We start from the raw sequence: 15,116 nt of genomic DNA, 5'->3' as shown, positions 1-15,116 counted from the left end.
TCCGGCGAGGCGGTCGGGCCTCCGATTGGCGATAGCCGCTCACCGGTACCGACCGGATCGATTATCGGATTGGTAAAGAAGCTCCGCCGCGTCTGTTCTCAGCGACCTCCCAGGCGCAAGGATCCCCGTACTGATCGAATCTGTTCGAATCGATGTGCGGGAGGCCCCACTTGCGAAGGACCCCAGGGACCAGACGGACGGCGGTGCTCGGTTCGGCGGGTGCTCTCGTCGCGGCGACACTCATAGCCGGGGCCGTCGCGGCTCCGACGGCGAACGCCGATGCCGCGGCGAGTGGCAAGAGTGCCACCGCGGCCCGTTCCGGCAAGGACCGCGAGGCGCGCGGCGCCGCCCTTGCCGCGCAGCGTGCCGCGAAGGCCGGCGTCGACTGGCAGGACTGCCCCGCCGACTGGGGACTTGAGAAGCCCATCCAGTGCGGCTGGGTCACCGTCCCGCTCGACTACGCCAAGCCGAACGGCAAGAAGATCAAGCTTGCCGTAGACCGCATCGGCAACACCGGCGGCAAGGACGAGCGCCAGGGCGCCCTCGTCTACAACCCCGGCGGCCCCGGCGGCTCCGGCCTGCGCTTCCCGCGCCGCGTCACCACCAAGAACGAGCTCTGGAAGAAGACCGCGAAGGCGTACGACTTCGTGGGCTTCGAGCCCCGCGGCGTCGGCCACTCCGCGCCCGTGTCCTGCGTCGACCCGCAGGAGTTCGTGAAGGCGCCCAAGCTGGACCCGATCCCCGGCAGCGAGGCCGACAAGCGTGCCCAGCGCAAGCTCGCCGCCGAGTACGCGGACGGCTGCCAGGAGCGCAGCGGTCGCCTCCTCCCGCACATGACGACGCCCAACACCGCCCGCGACGTGGACGTCATCCGCGCCGCGCTCGGCGAGAAGAAGCTCAACTTCCTCGGCGTCTCGTACGGCACCTACCTGGGCGCCGTCTACAGCAACCTCTTCCCGACGCACGTGCGCCGCATGGTCTTCGACTCCGTGGTGAACCCGTCGACGGACAAGATCTGGTACGAGGTCAACCTCGACCAGGACGTGGCCTTCGAGAAGCGCCTGATCGACTGGATGAAGTGGGTCGCGAAGAACGACGCCGCCTTCCACCTCGGCACCACCTACGGCCAGGTCCGCGCGGCGTGGGACAAGCTGCGTGCCACCGTCAAGCAGCAGCCGCTGAACGGCGTGGTCGGCCCGGCCGAGCTCCAGGGGTACTTCCAGAACGCGCCGTACTACGACTCCTACTGGGTCGAGATCGCCACGAACTGGAGCAAGTACGTCGCCGGGGACCCGAAGCCCCTCATCGAGGCGGCCAGCCCCGACCTGGCCGACAAGGCCGGGAACATCGCCCAGGAGAACAGCAACGCCGTCTACACGGCCGTCGAGTGCGCGGACGCCAAGTGGCCGCGCAGCTGGCAGAAATGGGACCGGGACAACACCCGCATCCACAAGACGAGCCCCTTCATGACCTGGGGCAACGCCTGGATGAACCTGCCGTGCGCGACCTGGTCGAGCAAGCAGCAGCGCCCGCTGGAGATCCGTTCGCACGACGGGCTGCCGAAGACGCTGATCGTTCAGTCCACCCGTGACGCGGCCACGCCGTACCCCGGCGCCGTCGAACTGCACAAGCGCCTCAAGGGCTCCCGTCTGCTCACGGAGAAGGGCGCCGGTTCGCACGGTGTCACCGGCCTCGTGAACCCCTGCCTCAACGACCGCGTGGACCGCTACCTGCTGTCCGGCAAGGTCGATGCCTCCGACGTCACGTGCGGCCCGCACGCCACGCCGAAGCCGTAAGGACGAGCTCGGCCGGGCGTCATCGGGTCAACCCGGTGGCGGCCGGCCGTTCGTGCGTTCTCACGAGTCCGTTCTCACGAGTCCGTTCTCACGAGTCCGGTCTCAGGGCTTCGGCTTCAGGGCTTGCGGCCCGCCAGCCACGCGTCCTCCGACACGTAGTCGAAGAGGTCGACCGAGACGTCGTAGCTCGCCGCCATCTTCGGGAAGGCCTCGCGCCAGTCGCGCCCCTCCAGGTGCTCCGAGAGCCAACGGACGGTCTCCTCGAGGGAGCCTGCGTACGTCGTCACGGGGCGGTAGCCCAACTCCCGCTCCGCGGCGGACATGTCGTACACCACCGGGTGCGGTGCGGACCAGGGCGTGATGCCGACGTTCGGGGCGGGAGCCTCGCCCGGCACCGTCACCGTCTCGACCTCCACCCCCATCACGGAGTCGATCGCCGCACCGATCTCCGCAACCGTGGGAGCGTCCGGATCGCCCGCGTTGAGCACACGGGAGCCGGGGCGCGCGCCGGCGAGCCGGATGAGCTCCGCGATGTTGTGGACGCTCGCCGGATGGAAGCGGCTGAGCCCCCCGTGCGTGAGGACGCGGGTGCGCCGCCCGTCCAGGTTCCGCTTCACGAAGTACAGCTCGCGCGGCGCGCGGCAGTGCGGTCCGTGGATCGCCCCGGCCCGCACCAGCGTGACCGGCAGCTTCTCGCCGAGCGCGAGCAGCCCGTGCTCAAGGGCGATTTTGCGGGTGCCGTACGTCGCGTCGCCGGGCGCCACCGTGCGCTGGGTCTCCGGGATCGGTACGGGGTACCTGGGGGAGCCGTCGGGCTCGTTCTGGGTGTCGAAGCTGCGGCCCTGGCCGTCCTCGTAGACCGCACCGCTGGAGATCACCACGGCCGACCCGATCCGGTCGGCGAGGGCCGCGTACTGCCCTGCGTGCGCGGTGGTGAAAGCGGCCACGTCGACCACGAGGTCCATGCCGTCGCCGAGCGCACCAGCGAGCGCCGCGTCGTCCTCCCGGTCGAGCCGTATCTCTCGTACGTCCTCGGGCCACCGTTCGTCGCGGCCCGAGCCCCGGGACGCCGCCGTCACGGCCCAGCCGTCCTCGGCGAGCGCCCGCACGGCCACGCGCCCGATCTGTCCTGTCGCACCGATCACCATCGCGTTCTTCATGATCGGACCGTACGGCCCCGCGGATGGCCGCCGGAACGATATCTGCTCTCGGCAGAGGCACGTCAGCTCAGCGGCATCCTCGGGAACTTGCGCTGCTCCCTGGTGCCCGCCGCGGCCCGCTCGGCCTCCTCGGCCTTCACGACCGCCGCGTACTTGTCGACGTACTCCTGTCCGGAGAGCCCGAGGATCGCGTACATGATCTCGTCGGTGACCGCTCGCAGCACGGCCTTCTCGTTGTCCATGCCGACGTACCGGGAGAAGTCGAGGGGCTCGCCGAAGCGGATCGTCACCCGCTTGAAGTTCGGGAGCTTCTGGCCGGGGGGCTGCGCCTCGAACGTGCCGATCATGGCGCACGGGACCACCGGCACCTGTGCCTTGAGCGCCATCGCCGCGACGCCGACCTTCCCCTTGTACAGCCGCCCGTCGTGCGAGCGGGTGCCCTCCGGATAGATGCCGAGCAGCTCGCCCTTGCGCAGCACGCCGAGCCCCTCACGGATCGCCGCCCGGCCCGCCTCCTTGCCGGACCGGTCCACCGGGATCTGCCCCGCGCTGCGGAAGAACGCGGCGGTCAGGCGGCCCTTGATGCCGGGCCCCGTGAAGTACTCGGCCTTCGCGAGGAAGGTGATGCGGCGCTTGATGATCGCGGGCATCAGGAAGTGGTCGGAGAACGACAGGTGATTGCCCGCGACGATCGCCGCTCCGCTGTCGGGGATATGCTCCAACCCCTCGATCCTGGGCCGGAACATCAGCCGGAGCAGAGGGCCGATGATCACGTGCTTCAGCAGTAGGTAGAACATGGCTGCAGCCTTCCCCCTGGTCCCGGTGCCGACGCACAGTAGCCAATCGACAGCGCGGACGCGAGAGCCCGTTCGGACCCTTGCGTGCGCCCGCACGGGGGACCGGTCGGCGCGGCGGCAGGCCCTGCGGCGCGTACGAGGGGTGCCCTGGCCTCTTCCCGGCGTCCCCGACGCCACGGAGCGTCACCGGCACCGGACCGGCCCCTGTGGTGGCACCGGCACCGGTACGTCCGACGCCACGTTCCCGGAGGTCTCCCATGCGCCCCTTCTCCCTCGCGGCCGCCGCCCTGATCGCCCTCGCCGCGGCCGTGCCCGCCCAGGCGGCGGACGGGACCCCGGCGGCCCCGGCCCCGCAGCGCGGTCTCTTCCTCACCGTCTCGGGCGCCCAGAACACCTGGGTCCGCGGCGTGCTGCTTCGCTGCGCGCCCGAGCCCGCCGGGCACCATCCGCGGGCGGCCGAGGCCTGTGAGGCGATCGCTCACGCGCGGGGGGACTTCGACGCGCTGCCGCGGGACCCGCACGTGTGCACGAAGGAGTTCGAGCCGGTCACCGCGACCGTCACCGGCACGTACCGGGGGCGGGCGGTCGGCTGGCACAAGACGTATCCGAACGCCTGCGCCATGGATGTGGAGACGGGTCACGTCTTCCGCTTCTGACCGGCCGGACGTACGGGGGTGCTGGGGGAGGGGCCTTCCGGGGGAGGCCTCAGGGCGTGCCGCGCGACAGGACCATGGCCAGGGTGATCAGACCGACCACCACCCAGCCGAACCACAGCCAGCCGTTGCTTCCGAGCGCTGCGGTGTAGGCCGTCACCATGACCAGGCCTCCGATGGTGAACCCACCCATGGTCTTCGTGGAACTGGGCATCGCTCAGCCTCCTCCCGGCAGCCTGCGACGACATCGCGCCGAGGCCGCGGTCCGAAGGCCATCCTGACCCGGAAAGCGCCCCTGGCGCTAGCGTCCGCGAGCGGACAGTGAGGCCAGATAGGCGTTGTACGCCTCGAGCTCCTTGTCGCCGTCGCGGTCCGCGGCGCGGTCCTTGCGCCGTGCCTCACGCTCCTCGGACTTGCGCCACTGGAAGAGGAGGGCGACCAGGACCACCACGGACGGGATCTCGCTGAAGGCCCACGCGATGCCGCCGGCCGCCTCCTGGTCGGCGAGGGCGTCGATGCCGAGGGAGGCGGGCGGGTGCATGTAGGTGCCGATCATCGGCTGGGTCGCCATCATCAGGGCGATGCCGAAGAACGCGTGGAACGGCATGCCCGCGAACAGCTCCAGCATCCGGAAGATGTAGCCGGGCCGGTGCGGCCCCGGGTCGACGCCCATGATCGGCCAGAAGAAGACCAGGCCGACGGCGAGGAAGTGCACCATCATTCCGATGTGGCCCGCCTTGGAGCCCATCAGCGTGTCGAAGAGCGGCGTGAAGTAGAGCGCGTACAGGCTCGCGATGAACAGCGGGATGGTGAACGCGGGATGCGTGATGATCTTGATGTACCTGCTGTGCAGCAGCCAGAGCAGCGCCTCACGCGGGCCCTTGCGGCCGCGCCCCGCCACCGGCAGCGCCCGCAGTGCCAGCGTGATCGGCGCGCCGAGCAGCAGCAGGATCGGCGACAGCATGCTGATCACCATGTGCTGGGACATGTGCACGCTGAACATGACCATGCCGTAGTCGTTGAGCTTGGTGCACATGACGAGCAGCACGGTGAGAACGCCGAGCACGAACGAGATCGTGCGGCCCACCGGCCACTTGTCACCGCGCCGCACGAGCCGCGCCACGCCCCACCCGTACAGGGCGAGGCCCACCAGGCAGCTGATGAGGAAGAAGGGGTCGGCGGAGAGTTCCAGGCCTCGCCCCAGCGTGAACGGCGGCAGATCCATGTTCATGCCGTGCCCGCTGTGATCCATCCAGTGGCTCCTGATTCGTGCGGATTGTGCGACGTGTGTCGGCACCAGAGTAGAACTGCCCCCGGCCGCTGACACGACCGGGGGCAAGTAGTGCGACGACGGACGACTTGGCTGGAGCACAACCTGCTAGAGCACGCACTCCGCCTCGGCGTACCGCTCCTCGGGCACCGTCTTCAGCGTCTCGACCGCCTCGGCCAGCGGCACCATCGTGATGTCCGTGCCGCGCAGCGCCGTCATCCTGCCGAACTCGCCGCGATGCACGGCCTCGACCGCGTGCCAGCCGAAGCGGGTCGCGAGGACGCGGTCGTACGCGGTGGGCGTGCCGCCGCGCTGGACGTGGCCGAGGATGACCGGCCGGGCCTCCTTGCCGAGGCGGTGCTCCAGTTCGAGGGAGAGCTGCCGGGCGATGCCCGCGAAGCGCTCGTGGCCGTAGATGTCCTTGGCGCCCACGTCGAACTCCATGGAGCCCGCACGGGGCTTGGCGCCCTCGGCGGCCACGACGATCGCGAACTTCTTGCCCGCGGAGAAGCGTTCGCCGACCTTCTTCGCCAGCTCCTCGATGTCGAAGGGGCGCTCCGGGACGACGATGGCGTGCGCACCGGCGGCCATGCCCGAGTGCAGGGCGATCCAGCCGGTGTGCCGGCCCATGACCTCGACGATCAGGACGCGCTGGTGCGACTCCGCGGTGGTCTTGAGGCGGTCGAGGGCCTCGGTGGCCACGCCGACGGCCGTGTCGAAGCCGAAGGTGACGTCGGTGACCGCGATGTCGTTGTCGATGGTCTTGGGCACCCCGACGATGGGCAGGCCCGCGTCGGATAGGAGCCGAGCTGCCTTGAGGGTGCCCTCACCGCCGATCGGAATGATCGCGTCGAGGCCGAGTTCGGCGACGTGCCCCTTGGCGCGCTCCACGCCGTCCCGCAGATGCGCGGGCTGTACGCGCGAGGAGCCGAGAATCGTTCCGCCGCGGGCGAGGATGCCGCCCACCGCGTCGAGGTCGAGCTTGCGGTAGTCGCATTCCAGGAGGCCTTTCCAGCCGTCGTGGAAGCCGATGACCTCGTCACCGTGGTCCGCCACCGCGCGGTGCACGACGGACCGGATGACGGCGTTCAGGCCGGGGCAGTCGCCGCCGGAGGTCAGGACACCAATGCGCATTGCCCGGAATACCTTTGCAACGTGGGTCGATGACCGGACCACGTCGTCCGGCTGGATCCCCGCCACCCTATAGGCGGCGGGGGGCGGGGCCACATCAGGCGTCCGAGGGCTGGACTGCCCCGCTCACATGTGCGGGCGGGGCGTCAGGCGGGCTCCGTGCCGGGGTGTCACGCGGGCTGCTGCGCGGCGGCGATGCGCTCGTTGCGCAGCGCCTCGTACCACCGGTCATCCGTGGGCGGCAGCGCGTTCACATCGAGGGCCAGCTTCAGGAGCAGGTCCGCGATCAGCGGGTTGCGGGCGAGGACGGGGCCGTGCATGTACGTACCGAAGACGGTGCCGTTGTACGCGCCTTCGGTGCCGTCGCCCGTGCCGTTGCCCCGGCCGAGCGTGACGCGCGCCAACGGCCGTGCGGACGGGCCGATGTGCGTGATGCCCTGGTGGTTCTCGAAGCCGGTCAGCGGGGGCAGGCCCAGCTGCGGGTCGATGTCGCCCAGGACGTCACCGACGCACCGGTCGCCCTCGCCGCGGGTGGAGACCACGTCGAGCAGGCCGAGGCCGGGCTCGCGCTGGCCGAGGTCGTTGATGAATTCGTTGCCGAGGATCTGGTAGCCGGCGCAGACCGAGAAGACGATCGCGCCGTTGCCCACGGCCCGTTGCAGGCCGCCGTCGCGGCGCAGCCGCTCGGCCGCGAGGCGCTGCGGACGGTCCTCGCCGCCGCCGATCAGGTAGATGTCGCCGGAGGTGGGCACCGGCTGGTCGCTGCGCACGTCGTAGCGCTCGACCTGGAGGCCGCGCTGGTGGGCGCGGCGCTCCACGACGAGGGCGTTGCCCTGGTCTCCGTACGTGCTCAGCAGGTCGGGGTAGACCCACACCAGCCGCAGGCTGTTGTCGCTCATGCTCATTTGTCCCTACGAAGATCTAGAGGGGCCGGGCGGGTCAGTTGCCGACGCGGCGGCGCAGGTCCTGGAACGCGGTGTAGTTCGCGATGGTCTCGATGCGTCCGGGCGGGGCGAGCTGCACCGCCTCGTCGAGGCTCTCGCAGACCCGGAAGTCCAGGTTCGCGACCTCCAGGCGCACGGCGAGGTCCAGCTTGCGGTCGCCGAGCACGAAGATCGGGTGACCGGCGAGACGGGTGTAGTCGACGTCCCAGAGCCAGGAGGTGTCCGTGCCGTCCGCGCCGCGGGCGTTCACGGACAGGATCACCGGGGTCGGCGGCGGGTCGATCAGCGAGAACGTCTCGAGCCAGCCCGCGGGGTTCTTCGCGAGCAGCAGGCGCAGATCGCGGCCCTGGAACTGCACCACGTCATAGCGTCCGGCGACGGCCTGCACCTGGTACATGCGTTCCAGGGCGACCTGCGGGGGCACTCCGAAGACCGCGGCGACGGCAGCCGACGACGCGGCGTTGGCCTTGTTCGCGCGGCCGGGCAGCTGGAGGTGGATCGGCCAGGCCGAGCCGTGCGGGTCCAGGACGTGGTCGCCGGAGAGCACCCAGCTGGGCGCGGGGCGGCGGAAGCCGCACTCGCCGCAGAACCAGTCGTCCCCGGGGCGCTGCATGACACCACCGCAGGAGGGGCACGACCAGGCGTCGTCCTTCCACTCCTGGCCCGCGGCCACCCACACCACGTTCGGCGAGGAGGAGGCCGCCCAGACGACCAGCGGGTCGTCGGCGTTGGCGATGACCACGGCCTTGGAACCGGCCAGGCCCTCGCGCCACCGCTCGGCGAGCATGCGGGTCTCGGCGGCGCGGTCCAGCTGGTCGCGCGAGAGGTTGAGCAGCGCGATCGCCTTCGGGTCGACGTCACGGGCGACACCCGCGAGGTACTTCTCGTCGACCTCGATCACGCCGTACCGGGCGTCGGAGCCGCCGGCGAGGGCCGAGGTGATTCCGGCGGGCATGTTCGCACCGAGCGCGTTCGAGACGACCGGGCCGCTGGCCCGCAGCGCCTCGGCGATCAGACGCGTGGTGGTCGTCTTGCCGTTGGTGGCCGACACGAGGACAACGTCCAGGTGCGTGGCGAGCCGTCCGAGCAGTTCGGGGTCGAGCCTGAGCGCGACCTTGCCGCCGATCACCGATCCGCTGCCGCGGCCCGCCGCGCGCGACACCGCCGCGGCCGCCTTGCCCGCCGTCACGGCCAGCTTGGCCCGCGGCGACAGCGGGTCCGTGTTGCCTGACATCTGTCGAGATCCTCCTTGCGTACGGCGCCGCGCCTGCCCCCGGCATCGATTCGTTGCTCAGCCTATCGAGATCCACTGGCAAGCCCGAATCACGGCACCACCTCGGCACCTCGGCGGTGCCGCTCCGTCCCATGGACCGTACTCTTGCCGCCATGCGACACGGCACGATCCCGGGCGCCTCGGGGCGCGTAAGACCTCTGACCCTGCTCGGCGACCCCGTGCTGCACGCGGCGTGCGAGGACGTCACCGACTTCGGCCCCGAACTGGCGGGCCTTGTCGAGGACATGTTCGCGACGATGTACGCGGCACGGGGGGTGGGCCTCGCCGCGAATCAAATCGGCGTGGGCCTGCGGGTGTTCGTGTACGACTGCGAGGACGACGACGACGTCCGCCACCTCGGGCATGTGGTCAATCCGACGCTCGTCGAGGCCGATGGAGTGACCGTGCGCGGGCCCGAGGGCTGTCTGTCGCTGCCCGGCCTCGAGGCGGGCACGACGCGCTTCGACCACGCCGTGGTCGAAGGTGTCGACCTGCGCGGGGAGCCGGTCCAGGTGCACGGGACGGGCTGGTTCGCCCGCTGTCTGCAGCATGAGTACGACCACTTGGGAGGCGGCGTCTACACCGACCGCGTCACGGGCTGGCGGCGCCGCAGGGTGCTGCGGGCCGCCGCCAGGGCCCCCTGGAACGTCTGAATTCAGAACCCGGGGCCCCCGACCCGGTTGCCCGCCGCGGCGAGGCGTCCCCACAGCAGGTCGGCGAGGCTGCGCACCAACTGTGCGCGCGGGCACGGCCGTTCGCCGAGCCACCAGTCTCCGGCCGCGTGCATCATGCCGACGATGCCGTGCCCCCACACGCGGGCGAGCTGGGCGCTCTCCGGGCCGAGGTCGACGCGTTCCTCGATGACCTCGGCGAGCTCCTCGCCGAGGCGCCGCAGGAGGGGAGCGGAGTGCAGGCCGACGTCGAAGCCCTGCTCGCCGGGCGAGGGGGTCTCCGACGGATGCATCAGGAAGCGGTAGACCTGGGGGCGTGCCTCGATCGCCGCGAGGTAGGTGTCGAGGGTGGCCTCGACGCGCTCCCTGCGTTCGGCGGGGGCGTCGAGCGCGGCGCGCAGCGCTTCGAGGAGCGCGTCGGTGTGCCGCTTGGCGAGCGCCGCGTACAGGCCGCCCTTGTCGCCGAAGTGGCGGTAGAGGATCGGCTTGGTGATGCCCGCCTCGGCGGCGATGGCATTCATCGACGCGCCGGGACCGTCGCGGAGCACGACCCGGTCCGCGGCTTCGAGCAACTCGCGCCGTCGGTTCTCCGCGGACCGTTGCTGATCGGTCCGCTGCGTGGTCTCCATCGTTTCTCCCCGCCCGTGCTGTATCGGTGACGCACGCGCAACGTAACACCCGCCGGCCGGCGCGTATCGAACGGGCTGCCGGGAGTTGACATGGACTACTGGCCGGTAACAGACTGCGGTTACCGCAAGTAACGCCGCAGTTGATCGCAGGTCCTGGAGGGGTCATGGCCGAGTTCACCATGGAGCTCAACGACGAACAGAAGGAGGTCCGGGACTGGCTCCACGGGTTCGCCGCCGAGGTGATCCGCCCCGCGGCCGCCGAGTGGGACGAGCGCGAAGAGACCCCGTGGCCCATCATCCAGGAAGCGGCGAAGCTCGGGATCTACTCGCTGGATTTCTATGCTCAGCAGTTCTTCGACCCCTCGGGCCTCGGCATCCCGATGGCTACGGAGGAGATCTTCTGGGGCGATGCCGGTATCGGCCTGTCCATCATGGGGACGGGCCTGGCCGCCGTCGGTGTGCTCGCCAACGGCACCGAGGAGCAGATCGGCACCTGGATCCCGCAGATGTACGGCGACGTGAACGACGTGAAGGTCGCCGCCTTCTGCTCCTCCGAGCCCGACGCCGGATCCGATGTGGCGGCCATGCGGACCCGCGCGGTCTACGACGAGGCCAAGGACGAGTGGGTCCTCAACGGCACGAAGACCTGGGCGACCAACGGCGGCATAGCCAACGTCCACGTCGTCGTCGCGGTCGTGGACCCGGAGCTCGGCTCCAAGGGGCACGCCTCCTTCATCGTCCCGCCTGCCACCCCCGGCCTGTCCCAGGGGCAGAAGTTCAAGAAGCACGGCATCCGCGCCTCGCACACCGCCGAGGTCGTCCTGGAGGACGTGCGCGTGCCCGGCCACTGTCTGCTCGGCGGCAAGGAGAAGCTGGACGAGCGCATGGCCCGCGCGCGGGAGCGCGCCAAGTCGGGCGGTGAGCGGGTGAAGAACGCCGCGATGGCCACGTTCGAGGCGTCCCGCCCGGCGGTCGGCGCCATGGCCGTGGGCACGGCCCGCGCCGCGTACGAAGAGGCACTGGAGTACGCCAAGACGCGCACCCAGTTCGGCCGCCCGATCATCGACAACCAGGGCATCGCCTTCCAGCTCGCCGACATGCGCACCCAGATCGACGCGGCCCGCCTCCTGGTGTGGCGCGCCTCGTGGATGGCCTCCACCGGCAAGAAGTTCGAGTCGGCCGAGGGCTCCATGTCGAAGCTGTACGCGAGCGAGGTCGCCAAGAAGGTCACCGCGCAGGCCGTGCAGATCCTCGGCGGCAACGGCTTCACCCGCGAGTACCCGGTGGAGCGCATGCACCGCGACGCCGCGATCTACACGATCTTCGAGGGTACGAGCGAGATCCAGCGCCTCGTCATCGCCCGGACGCTGTCGGGGATGCCGATCCGCTAGGGACCTGGGCGCCGCCGTACGCCGTCACACCCCCGTACCCCTCCATGGGGTGCGGGGGTGTCGTCGTCGGCGCCCCCCCCTCCGAGATGTCAGGCAGGGAAACTTGCAAGTCTGCCTGTCCATCTCCTACGGTGCCCCGTATGAGCGGACATCCAGACGAGCCCATGCCGGAGCAGGTCGCCGCCGACCTCACGAACGTCGTCGGACGTCTCGTGCGGCGGCTGCGCGCCGCATCGCCCATGAGCGGGCTCAGCCCTTCGCAGCGCTCCGTGCTCGCCCGCCTCGACGGAGGCGGCTCTTCGACCACCGCGGGCCTCGCGCGTGCGGAGTTCGTACGGCCCCAGTCGATGCGGATGACCGTGAGCGCGCTGGAGTCCCTGGAGCTCATCGAGCGGACCCCCGACCCGGACGACGGGCGGCAGTCCGTCGTCTCCCTCACCGAGGAGGGCCGCCGCACCCTCACCGACGCGCGGGCCGCCAAGCACGGCTGGCTGTCGGTGGCCGTCGCCGAAGAGCTCGACCCGGCCGAGCGGCGCCAACTGGCCGAGGCCGTCGTCCTGCTGGAGCGACTGGTGCAGAAGTGAGGGCCGCGTCCGTCACCCGGACCCGGGCCCCGGCGGACGGGCGGCCGGGCTTCGGCGCACGCCTCACCGCACCCCTGCTCATCGGCTCGCTGCTCAACCCGCTCAACACCACGATGATCTCCACCGGCCTGGTGGCGATCGGCCACGACTTCGGCGTCGGCGCCGCCGACACGGCCTGGCTCGTCTCCGTGCTCTACCTCGCGAGCGCCGTCGCCCAGCCCGTCCTCGGCAAGCTCGCCGACAGCATCGGACCGCGCCGGGTCTTCCTCGGCGGCCTGGTGGTCGTCGTGGCGTCGGGTCTGGTCGGGGCGCTCGCCCCCGGCTTCGCCTTGCTTCTCGTCTCGCGGCTGCTGCTCGGCATCGGCACGTCCGCCGCCTACCCGGCCGCGATGGCCGTCCTGCGCACCGAGTCCGCCCGGCTCGGGCGCCCCACCCCCCGTACTGTCCTCGGCCGCCTCTCCTTCGCGGCACTGGGCAGCGCGGCGGTCGGGCCGACGCTCGGCGGACTCCTCGCCGCGACCGCGGGCTGGCGCGGCATCTTCGCCGTCAACGTGCCGGTCGCGCTCCTCGCGTACGGCAGCGCCCTGCGCTGGATCCCCAAGGACGCACCGCGCGAGGAGCGACCGCGCGGCACGAGCGGCGGGCGTGCCGGGACGCTCGATCCGCTCGGGATACTGCTCTTCACCGGCGCGCTCAGCTGCCTCGTCGTCTTCCTGCTCGACCTGCGCCACCCGATGTGGTGGCTGCTCGCCCCCGCCGCGCTGCTCGCCGCCGTGCTCACCCGGTGGCAGCTGCGCCACCCGAACCCCTTCATCGACCTGCGCATGCTGGGCACCAACCATGCACTCGCCCGCACCTATCTGCGACACGGACTCAGCTACCTCGTCGTGTACTGCGTGATGTACGGCTTCACGCAGTGGCTGGAAGAAGAGCGCGGCTACTCGTCGCTGCACACCGGACTCGTCATGCTGCCGATGTCCCTCGCGGCGCTGGCCTGTTCGCTGATCGGCGCGCGCACGAAGGGCATTCGCGCACCCCTCACCGTCGCGGCCGTGCTCCTGGCCGTCGGCAGCGCGCTGCTGCTCGGCACCACGGGCTCCACGCCGCTGGCCGTGCTGCTCCTGGCCGGTGCCTGTTTCGGCATCCCGCAGGGGCTCATGGGCACCGGCAACCAGGCTGCCGTGCAGCAGTACGCGCCCGCCGAGGCCATCGGGGCGGCAGCGGGCCTCCAGCGCACCGCCCAGTACCTCGGCGCCATCACGGCGTCCGGGCTGATCGGCCTCGCCTACGGGCAGCGGGCCGACGACGGAGGGCTCCACCTCATGGCCGCGGTCGGCGTCGTTCTGGCGCTGGCCCTCATCGTCCTGACCGTCACGGACCGCGCGCTGCGGAACCGCGACACCGCTACCGAAAGGCACAATTCCCATGACCGCGACCGTTCTTGACCCCACCACCGCCCTCGTCCTCATCGACCTGCAGAAGGGCATCACCGCCCTGCCCACCGCCCACCCCTCGCAGGAGATCGTCGAACGGGCCGCCGGCCTGGCCGACGCCTTCCGCGAGCACGGCCTGCCCGTGATCCTGGTACGGGTGACCGGCGGCGCCCCGGGCCGCATCGAGGGCCCCACGCGCGGGGGCGAGGCGCCCGCGGACTGGGCGGACCTCGTGCCCGAACTGCGGCAGGCGGACGGCGACATCGTCGTCACCAAGCAGCAGTGGGGCGCCTTCTACGGCACTGACCTCGACCTTCAGCTGCGCCGCAGGGGCGTCACCCAGGTCGTGCTCGCCGGTATCGCGACGAGCATCGGCGTGGAGTCGACCGCGCGGGCGGCGCACGAGCACGGCTACCACGTCACCGTCGCCGTGGACGCCGTCACCGACATGGACGTCGACGCCCACACCAACAGCGTCGAGAAGATCTTCCCGAGGCTCGGTGAGACGGACACCGCGGAGGCCATCGCCAAGCTGCTCGGCTGAGCGGCCGCTCCGGGCGGCAGGGCGGTGCGTTCCTGTCCTACGGCCGGTACACGTATGGCGTGGTCGTGCAGAGCGTGGCGAAGCCGAGCCGGGCCAGGATCGGGCGGCTGTCGTCCGAGGCGTCGACCTGCAGATAGCGGTAGCCGCGTGCGACGGCGATCCGGGCGCGGTGGGCCACGGTCGCGCGGTAGATCCCCTTGCCGCGCCACTGCGGGGCGGTGCCGCCGCCCCAGAGGCCGGCGAAGTCGGTGCCCGGTCGGAACTCCGTCCGCGCACCGCAGACCGGCCGGTCCCCGGCCATGGCCACGACCGCGGCGATCTCGTCCGGCGCCTCGGTGAGCCGGTCGAGCACGCGCCGGGCGAGGTGCTCGCTGAGCGCCGCGTCGTCCGCTCCGAAGGCCGACAGGTGGGCCTCGGCCATGAGCCGCGCGCCCGCCGCGTCGGTCACCGGGAGCAGCCGGATGCCGTCGGGCAGCCCCGGATCGTCGAGCAGGGTGTCGGCCTCGGCGACCATGACGGTCTCCAGCGGCTCGGCCTCGAACCCGGCCGCGAGGAGCCGCTCGGCGAGGTCCGCGGGACGGTCGTAGGAGTGCAGCTTCCACTCGAACTCCACCCCGGCTTCGGTGTAGTGACGCACCTGCGCCGCGATCACGGGGTCGGCCGTCGTCGCGTCGATGTCCGCCCACAGGACACCGTTCCAGTCGTGGGCGGAGCCGGTCACCCGCACGACGCCGCCGGTCCGCTCGACCCGCGTGCTCGCGCCCTCGCTCCCCGCGCCGTGCCGCAACTGCCGGTCGTACGCGGCCAGTACCGCTTCATGATTCATGCGGCCACCTCAGC

Annotated in this window: 16 protein-coding genes; 7 read left to right on the top strand and 9 right to left on the bottom strand. The window is 71.1% G+C overall.

The window, feature by feature from the left end; translation table 11 throughout:
- Positions 1-170 precede the first annotated feature (170 nt).
- Positions 171-1,796, top strand: coding sequence for an alpha/beta hydrolase (locus ABZ953_RS29085; protein WP_361729658.1), 1,626 nt, complete (start codon positions 171-173; stop codon positions 1,794-1,796).
- Positions 1,797-1,912: 116 nt separating this feature from the next.
- On the opposite strand, the gene ABZ953_RS29080 is transcribed toward ABZ953_RS29085, so the two are convergent.
- Both ABZ953_RS29080 and ABZ953_RS29075 read right to left on the bottom strand, forming a co-directional pair.
- The gene (locus tag ABZ953_RS29080; protein WP_361729656.1) at positions 1,913-2,956 is read right to left on the bottom strand and encodes an NAD(P)-dependent oxidoreductase; all 1,044 of its coding nucleotides are present in this window, start codon (positions 2,954-2,956) and stop codon (positions 1,913-1,915) included.
- 62 nt (positions 2,957-3,018) lie between these two features.
- Positions 3,019-3,753: a lysophospholipid acyltransferase family protein gene (locus ABZ953_RS29075; RefSeq protein ID WP_361729653.1), complete on the bottom strand. Its 735-nt coding sequence runs from the start codon at positions 3,751-3,753 to the stop codon at positions 3,019-3,021.
- Between the two features lie 257 nt (positions 3,754-4,010).
- Between ABZ953_RS29075 and ABZ953_RS29070 the strand changes: the two genes are divergently transcribed.
- Complete coding sequence (locus ABZ953_RS29070; protein ID WP_361729650.1) at positions 4,011-4,409, top strand: SSI family serine proteinase inhibitor; 399 nt, start codon at positions 4,011-4,013, stop codon at positions 4,407-4,409.
- Between the two features lie 49 nt (positions 4,410-4,458).
- On the opposite strand, the gene ABZ953_RS29065 is transcribed toward ABZ953_RS29070, so the two are convergent.
- The 5 genes from ABZ953_RS29065 to ABZ953_RS29045 form a co-directional block, all read right to left on the bottom strand.
- Positions 4,459-4,620 (bottom strand): hypothetical protein, encoded by a 162-nt coding sequence (locus ABZ953_RS29065; protein ID WP_361729647.1) that lies wholly within the window; start codon positions 4,618-4,620, stop codon positions 4,459-4,461.
- A gap of 87 nt (positions 4,621-4,707) precedes the next feature.
- Positions 4,708-5,658: a cytochrome c oxidase assembly protein gene (locus tag ABZ953_RS29060; protein ID WP_361729644.1), complete on the bottom strand. Its 951-nt coding sequence runs from the start codon at positions 5,656-5,658 to the stop codon at positions 4,708-4,710.
- A gap of 126 nt (positions 5,659-5,784) precedes the next feature.
- Complete coding sequence (locus ABZ953_RS29055; protein WP_361729642.1) at positions 5,785-6,810, bottom strand: 6-phosphofructokinase; 1,026 nt, start codon at positions 6,808-6,810, stop codon at positions 5,785-5,787.
- 167 nt (positions 6,811-6,977) lie between these two features.
- Complete coding sequence (locus ABZ953_RS29050; RefSeq protein WP_361729639.1) at positions 6,978-7,706, bottom strand: glutamine amidotransferase; 729 nt, start codon at positions 7,704-7,706, stop codon at positions 6,978-6,980.
- Positions 7,707-7,746: 40 nt separating this feature from the next.
- Complete coding sequence (locus ABZ953_RS29045; protein WP_361729636.1) at positions 7,747-8,985, bottom strand: MurT ligase domain-containing protein; 1,239 nt, start codon at positions 8,983-8,985, stop codon at positions 7,747-7,749.
- Positions 8,986-9,137: 152 nt separating this feature from the next.
- Here ABZ953_RS29045 and def point away from each other — a divergent pair, with 152 nt between their 5' ends.
- Positions 9,138-9,677: a peptide deformylase gene (gene def, locus ABZ953_RS29040; RefSeq protein WP_361729633.1), complete on the top strand. Its 540-nt coding sequence runs from the start codon at positions 9,138-9,140 to the stop codon at positions 9,675-9,677.
- Positions 9,678-9,679: 2 nt separating this feature from the next.
- Here def and ABZ953_RS29035 read toward each other — a convergent pair whose 3' ends face one another.
- Positions 9,680-10,324: a TetR family transcriptional regulator gene (locus tag ABZ953_RS29035; RefSeq protein ID WP_361729630.1), complete on the bottom strand. Its 645-nt coding sequence runs from the start codon at positions 10,322-10,324 to the stop codon at positions 9,680-9,682.
- Between the two features lie 164 nt (positions 10,325-10,488).
- Here ABZ953_RS29035 and ABZ953_RS29030 point away from each other — a divergent pair, with 164 nt between their 5' ends.
- From ABZ953_RS29030 to ABZ953_RS29015, 4 genes are all read left to right on the top strand, one after another.
- A complete protein-coding gene (locus tag ABZ953_RS29030) occupies positions 10,489-11,715 on the top strand; it encodes an acyl-CoA dehydrogenase family protein (protein WP_361729627.1) in 1,227 nt (408 codons plus the stop codon).
- Positions 11,716-11,855: 140 nt separating this feature from the next.
- Positions 11,856-12,299 (top strand): MarR family transcriptional regulator, encoded by a 444-nt coding sequence (locus ABZ953_RS29025; RefSeq protein ID WP_361729624.1) that lies wholly within the window; start codon positions 11,856-11,858, stop codon positions 12,297-12,299.
- Positions 12,296-13,744: an MFS transporter gene (locus ABZ953_RS29020; protein ID WP_361729622.1), complete on the top strand. Its 1,449-nt coding sequence runs from the start codon at positions 12,296-12,298 to the stop codon at positions 13,742-13,744. Before ABZ953_RS29025 ends, ABZ953_RS29020 begins: the two co-directional genes overlap by 4 nt.
- Positions 13,725-14,276, top strand: a complete 552-nt coding sequence (locus ABZ953_RS29015; protein ID WP_361729619.1) for an isochorismatase family protein — start codon at positions 13,725-13,727, stop codon at positions 14,274-14,276. The genes ABZ953_RS29020 and ABZ953_RS29015 overlap by 20 nt, the downstream gene beginning before the upstream one ends.
- A 37-nt stretch (positions 14,277-14,313) precedes the next feature.
- Here the strand turns inward: ABZ953_RS29015 and ABZ953_RS29010 are convergent, their stop codons facing one another.
- Entirely contained in the window at positions 14,314-15,102 is a 789-nt protein-coding gene (locus ABZ953_RS29010; RefSeq protein ID WP_361729616.1) for a GNAT family N-acetyltransferase, read from the bottom strand.
- Positions 15,103-15,116 lie beyond the last annotated feature (14 nt).

The organism is Streptomyces sp. NPDC046465 (genome assembly GCF_040646035.1).
Taxonomy (GTDB): domain Bacteria; phylum Actinomycetota; class Actinomycetes; order Streptomycetales; family Streptomycetaceae; genus Streptomyces.
This window is presented reverse-complemented; position numbering and strand designations above follow the sequence as displayed.

Bases quoted from the DNA above. Each gene is read 5' to 3' on its own strand.
- ABZ953_RS29060 (WP_361729644.1), bottom strand. From the start codon at position 5,658: ATGGATCACAGCGGGCACGGCATGAACATGGATCTGCCGCCGTTCACG.
- ABZ953_RS29010 (WP_361729616.1), bottom strand. From the start codon at position 15,102: ATGAATCATGAAGCGGTACTGGCCGCGTACGACCGGCAGTTGCGGCAC.
- ABZ953_RS29025 (WP_361729624.1), top strand. From the start codon at position 11,856: ATGAGCGGACATCCAGACGAGCCCATGCCGGAGCAGGTCGCCGCCGAC.
- ABZ953_RS29015 (WP_361729619.1), top strand. From the start codon at position 13,725: ATGACCGCGACCGTTCTTGACCCCACCACCGCCCTCGTCCTCATCGAC.
- ABZ953_RS29035 (WP_361729630.1), bottom strand. From the start codon at position 10,324: ATGGAGACCACGCAGCGGACCGATCAGCAACGGTCCGCGGAGAACCGA.
- ABZ953_RS29070 (WP_361729650.1), top strand. From the start codon at position 4,011: ATGCGCCCCTTCTCCCTCGCGGCCGCCGCCCTGATCGCCCTCGCCGCG.
- ABZ953_RS29030 (WP_361729627.1), top strand. From the start codon at position 10,489: ATGGCCGAGTTCACCATGGAGCTCAACGACGAACAGAAGGAGGTCCGG.
- def (WP_361729633.1), top strand. From the start codon at position 9,138: ATGCGACACGGCACGATCCCGGGCGCCTCGGGGCGCGTAAGACCTCTG.
- ABZ953_RS29045 (WP_361729636.1), bottom strand. From the start codon at position 8,985: ATGTCAGGCAACACGGACCCGCTGTCGCCGCGGGCCAAGCTGGCCGTG.
- ABZ953_RS29075 (WP_361729653.1), bottom strand. From the start codon at position 3,753: ATGTTCTACCTACTGCTGAAGCACGTGATCATCGGCCCTCTGCTCCGG.
- ABZ953_RS29050 (WP_361729639.1), bottom strand. From the start codon at position 7,706: ATGAGCGACAACAGCCTGCGGCTGGTGTGGGTCTACCCCGACCTGCTG.
- ABZ953_RS29080 (WP_361729656.1), bottom strand. From the start codon at position 2,956: ATGAAGAACGCGATGGTGATCGGTGCGACAGGACAGATCGGGCGCGTG.
- ABZ953_RS29065 (WP_361729647.1), bottom strand. From the start codon at position 4,620: ATGCCCAGTTCCACGAAGACCATGGGTGGGTTCACCATCGGAGGCCTG.
- ABZ953_RS29055 (WP_361729642.1), bottom strand. From the start codon at position 6,810: ATGCGCATTGGTGTCCTGACCTCCGGCGGCGACTGCCCCGGCCTGAAC.